The organism is Thermodesulfobacteriota bacterium (assembly GCA_026415035.1).
Taxonomy (GTDB): domain Bacteria; phylum Desulfobacterota; class BSN033; order BSN033; family UBA1163; genus RBG-16-49-23.
In genome coordinates this window covers 1-4,431 of the sequence record JAOAHX010000047.1, presented here as the reverse complement: position 1 = coordinate 4,431, position 4,431 = coordinate 1, and the positions used below count along the sequence as shown (strand labels likewise).

The following is a 4,431-nucleotide window of genomic DNA, read 5'->3' as shown; positions in this document are numbered from 1 at the left end:
GTTTTCCTGCCGTGACATTGAGATGAGTCTCTGACCCCAGGGGTTCGATCACATCGATCAACGCCCGAATCGAGTATTCCCGGATGGGTTCAGGGGCAAAGGCCCGGTCATAGAGATCATTAGGCCTGATTCCGAGAATGGCCTCCGAACCGGTCAAGGATTGATAAAAAGGCCTTTTTTTCTCCGGTATGGGGAGCTCAAAACTTCCGGCATCGATGAAAAGACGCCCCTCTTTGGAGAGGATCCGGCATGGAATGAAGTTCATCGTTGGGCTTCCGATGAAACCTGCCACAAAGAGATTCACCGGAAAGTTATAGACTTCCAAGGGAGGGCCCACCTGCTGGATCACCCCGTCTTTCATCACCACGATCTTCGTTCCCATGGTCATGGCCTCGACCTGATCGTGGGTGACGTAGATCATGGTCGTTTGAAGACGCTCGTGAAGTTTTGAAAGTTCAGCTCGCATCTGGACTCGGAGTTTGGCGTCAAGGTTCGAGAGGGGTTCGTCAAAGAGAAAGACCGCCGGTTTTCGGACGATGGCCCTTCCCACGGCCACCCGTTGGCGCTGACCGCCTGAGAGCTCTTTTGGCTTCCTGTCCAGGAGGTCCTGAATCCCCAAAATCTCGGCCGCCTCTCTCACCCGCCGGTCGATCTCCTGTTTCGGAAATCTCCTCAATTTGAGGCCAAAGGCCATATTCTTATAGACCGACATGTGGGGATAAAGGGCGTACTCCTGGAAGACCATGGCGATGTCCCGATCCTTCGGGGGGAGGTCGTTCACCACCCGATCTCCGATCGTGATCGTGCCCGTGGTGGGCTCTTCCAGCCCGGCGATCATCCTTAAGGCCGTCGACTTTCCGCATCCCGAGGGGCCCACCAAAATGGCAAACTCTTTGTCCTCCACCGTGAGACTGAAATCTTTAACGGCCTGAACCGATCCAAAATATTTTGAGACGTTTTGCAAAACCACCCGTGCCATAGGTCTCCCTTCCGGTTTCCTTCCAAACGCCTTTATCCCTTCATCCCGCTCAACATGAAGCTTTCCACAAACTTTCTCTGAAAGATGAGAAAGAAGAGGAGCATGGGGGCGGTTACAAAGGCGGTGGCGGCCATCAGAAGCGTCCAGTCCGCGCCGCTCTCCTGCTGAACAAACATCCCCAACCCGATGGTCAGAGTCCGGACCTCAGGGGTATCGGTCACGATGAGGGGCCAGAGGTAGTCGTTCCAGTGGCTCACGACGCTGATGATTGAAAAGGCCACCAGGGTCGGTCTGGCCAATGGGATCAGGACGTGCCAAAGGAATCTCAACCCCCCGCACCCATCGATCACCGCCGCATCTTCAAGGGCCTTTGGGATCTGCCGGAAGGCCTGCCGAAGGAGGAAGGTCCCGTATCCGGAGGCAAAGAACGGGAGCATCATCGCCACCCGGGTATTCAAGAGGTCGAAATGCTTCAAGGTGAGAAAGTTCGGCAAAAACGTGGCGTGGATCGGGATCATCATCTGGATGAGAAAGAGAAAGAAGAAAAATTCCTTTCCCCAGAAGTTTCTGCGAGCAAAGACATAGGCGGCCAGGGTAATGGTGACCAGCTGGACCGCCAGAATACCCGTGACCACGATGATCGTATTGACGAGGTAGAGGTGAAACGGGGCCATCTGAAAGACTTCGAGGTAATTCTTGAAATTGATGGGCCAGGGAATCCATTGGGGGGTAGGCGTAAAGACATCGGTCCTGAATTTCAAAGAGGTGGAAAGGATCCAAAGGTAGGGGGCTACCGTGATGAGGGAGACCAGCATCAAAACGAGATGGAGGCCCAAACGGTCTCTGACTTTCCGGTTAAACTTCATAATAGACTCTCCTCCCGATCACCCGAAAGACCAACCAGATCGCCACCAGAAGCCCGAGCATGAAGAGGGTGGTCAGGGTGGATCCCATGCCGAGGTCCCAGAATCGAAAAGCATGTTGATAGATGTAGAACACCAAGACGTTCGTCCGATCGCCTGGCCCGCCCTGGGTCATTACAAAGACCTGATCGAAGACCTGAAAGGAGGAGATGATGGCCACGACGAAGACGAAGAGGGTGGCCGGGGCGAGCATGGGAAAGGTGACGTACCGGAATTGTTTCCACCCGGTCGCGCCGTCGATGGCCGCGGCTTCATAATAATGCTTGGGGATGCTCTGAAGGCCGGCCAGAAAGATGAGCATGTAGTAGCCGAAATTCTTCCAGATGCTCATGATGATGATGGCGAGGAGGGCGAAGCGCATATCGTAGAGCCATTCGATCTTCGGAACACCGAGAAACCCGAGATAGTAATTGAAAATCCCCAACCCCGGATTGAAGATCCAGACCCAGAGCATCGCCGCCGCCACCATGGGGATCATCGTGGGATAAAATAAACATCCCCTGTAGAGGCTCCGGATCCATCCCATCCTCTGATTGATCAGGATCGCCAGAAAGAGGGCGAGGCCCATGCTGATCGGGATGGTGGTGAAGGCATAGAGGAGGTTGTTTTTCAAAACCAACCAGAAAAGGGGGGCCTTGAAAACCTCTACATAGTTGGACAAACCGGTGAAGGTCGGTTCGGGGTGACTGACATTCCATTTAAACAGGGAGAGATAGGCGGCCATGAAGACCGGAATGAAGGTGAAGACCCCCATGAAGAAAAGCCCCGGAAACAGATAACTGTAACTCGTCCAACGTTCGATGCGTCTCATAAGGAGATGAAAGGAGGGAATGGGACCCCCATCCCCTCCCCGTTTCCTCCTGGATTCTAATCCTTCACTTGATCACCCCTTGAATCTCATTCTGGGCGATCTTCAGGGCCTCAGCCGGGGCGATCTTCCCGGCCACGGCGTCGTCGAGCTGCCGCTTCAGAATCTCCCGAACCTTCTGGAAATTCTTGGCCATCATCTTTCCGTGGGCATACTTCAACTGATCTCTTGCAACGAGATATTCCGGGTTCTTGCTCACATGCTCTTTCATCGCGGGATCCTCATAGGCGCTCTGTCTCACCGCCACATAACCCGAAGCCACGCTCCATTCCGCGACGTTCTTGACGTTGGACATCCATTCAATATATTTCCAGGCCGCCTCCTGACGTTCCTTCGAAATCTTTTTCGCGATCATCAGGTTGGCTCCGCCCACGGCCGCTCCATAGGTCTTCTTCATGGGCATGAAGGCCACCCCAAAGTCAAACTTGGCCGAGCGCTTGAGGAAGGTCAGGATGCCGGTCGAATGGTAAAGCATGGCGGTCCTTCCGCCCACGAAGTCCGGAGGGGTGGACCCCCAGGTGCTGTGGGGCGGGCCGACTTTGAGCCGATGTTTCAGCTCCACCCAGAAATCCAGCGCCTCGATCGCCTCTTTCGAGTCGAAATTAGCCCTCTTGCCATCGGGACTGATGAGGTAGCTCCCGTTCTGTCTCACAAAGGCCTCGAAAAGCCAGTCGTTCCACCCTCCGGAGATCGTCACCCCCCACTGTTTATCCTTGATGTTAAGTTTGGTGGCATAATCCTTCAATTCGTCCCAGGTCTTAGGAGGCTTCTCCGGATCGAGGCCGGCCGCCTTAAAGGCCTCCTTGTTCCAGTAAAGGACAGGGGTGGACCGTTGAAAAGGGACGCCGTAGATCTTCCCGCCGACCGTAGCGTTTTCCCGGAAGGGGGCATAGAAGTCTTCCCAGTACCCCTTCTCCATCTTCTTGATGAAATCGTCGAGGGGGAGGACGGCATCCATGGCTAATAGGGTCGGAAGTTCGGAGATCTCCACCATGAAGATATCAGGAGGATTGCCGGCCATGATGGCGGTCTGGACCTTTTGCATCGTGGGATCGTAATCTCCGGAATAGACAGGGACCACCTCGATCTTCCCTTCATACTCCTTGTTGAATCGGTCCGTCATCTCTCCGATCACCCTCGCCAACGGACCCGCGACACCAACAGGATAGTAGAAGGTGAGGCGCAATAATTTGAGTTTCCCCTTCTCCTTCTGCGCCCATGTCTCAGAAAGACCCGCAAGTCCCCCAATGAGAAAGAAAACGGTGATAAGAAGGATGATTCTACGCATAAGGCACCTCCTCTGATAAAGGGATTGTTGCCAACCTCTTAAATCCTTTAGGCCCCCGTTCCTGTTTTATTCCTCAATCGATCGGCCTGCCCGACATCACCCCATACCTTTTTAAAAAGATTTCTTGACAATTCTATGACGATCTCGTGGACTTTCCGTGCTTCGATAGGGATTGCCTTTCATATCTTCCTTCCCGTATTCCCCAAGGGGGAATATCTTTCCAAGGGTCTTATTGGGGAAGAGCGATACATCGATCCGGATTGAGGAAGAGGAATAGCTCTTCCCCTTCCTTTTGCCTCCTATCATAGGGGGCTTGAACTCGGATCAGGGTATGGTCCACTTGGACGAAGTAATTGAGGATGTTTCCCAGATA

The 4,431-nt window shown here is 53.7% G+C and carries 4 protein-coding genes; all 4 read right to left on the bottom strand.

Annotated features, from left to right (window positions below; genetic code table 11):
- On the bottom strand, window positions 1-979 hold a 979-nt coding region (gene ugpC / locus N3G78_14735), incomplete at its 3' end, for a sn-glycerol-3-phosphate ABC transporter ATP-binding protein UgpC (GenBank protein ID MCX8119172.1).
- A 32-nt stretch (window positions 980-1,011) separates the two neighbouring features.
- Window positions 1,012-1,845, bottom strand: a complete 834-nt coding sequence (locus N3G78_14730; protein MCX8119171.1) for a carbohydrate ABC transporter permease — start codon at window positions 1,843-1,845, stop codon at window positions 1,012-1,014.
- Window positions 1,835-2,713 carry a sugar ABC transporter permease gene (locus N3G78_14725; protein ID MCX8119170.1) on the bottom strand — a complete coding sequence of 293 codons (879 nt, stop codon included), beginning with the start codon at window positions 2,711-2,713 and terminating at the stop codon, window positions 1,835-1,837. Before N3G78_14725 ends, N3G78_14730 begins: the two co-directional genes overlap by 11 nt.
- A gap of 64 nt (window positions 2,714-2,777) precedes the next feature.
- A complete protein-coding gene (locus tag N3G78_14720) occupies window positions 2,778-4,058 on the bottom strand; it encodes an ABC transporter substrate-binding protein (GenBank protein ID MCX8119169.1) in 1,281 nt (426 codons plus the stop codon).
- Between the last annotated feature and the right edge of the window lie 373 nt (window positions 4,059-4,431).

Excerpts from the sequence above, each read along its gene's own strand:
- N3G78_14730 (MCX8119171.1), bottom strand. The coding sequence starts at position 1,845 with ATGAAGTTTAACCGGAAAGTCAGAGACCGTTTGGGCCTCCATCTCGTT.
- N3G78_14725 (MCX8119170.1), bottom strand. The coding sequence starts at position 2,713 with ATGAGACGCATCGAACGTTGGACGAGTTACAGTTATCTGTTTCCGGGG.
- N3G78_14720 (MCX8119169.1), bottom strand. The coding sequence starts at position 4,058 with ATGCGTAGAATCATCCTTCTTATCACCGTTTTCTTTCTCATTGGGGGA.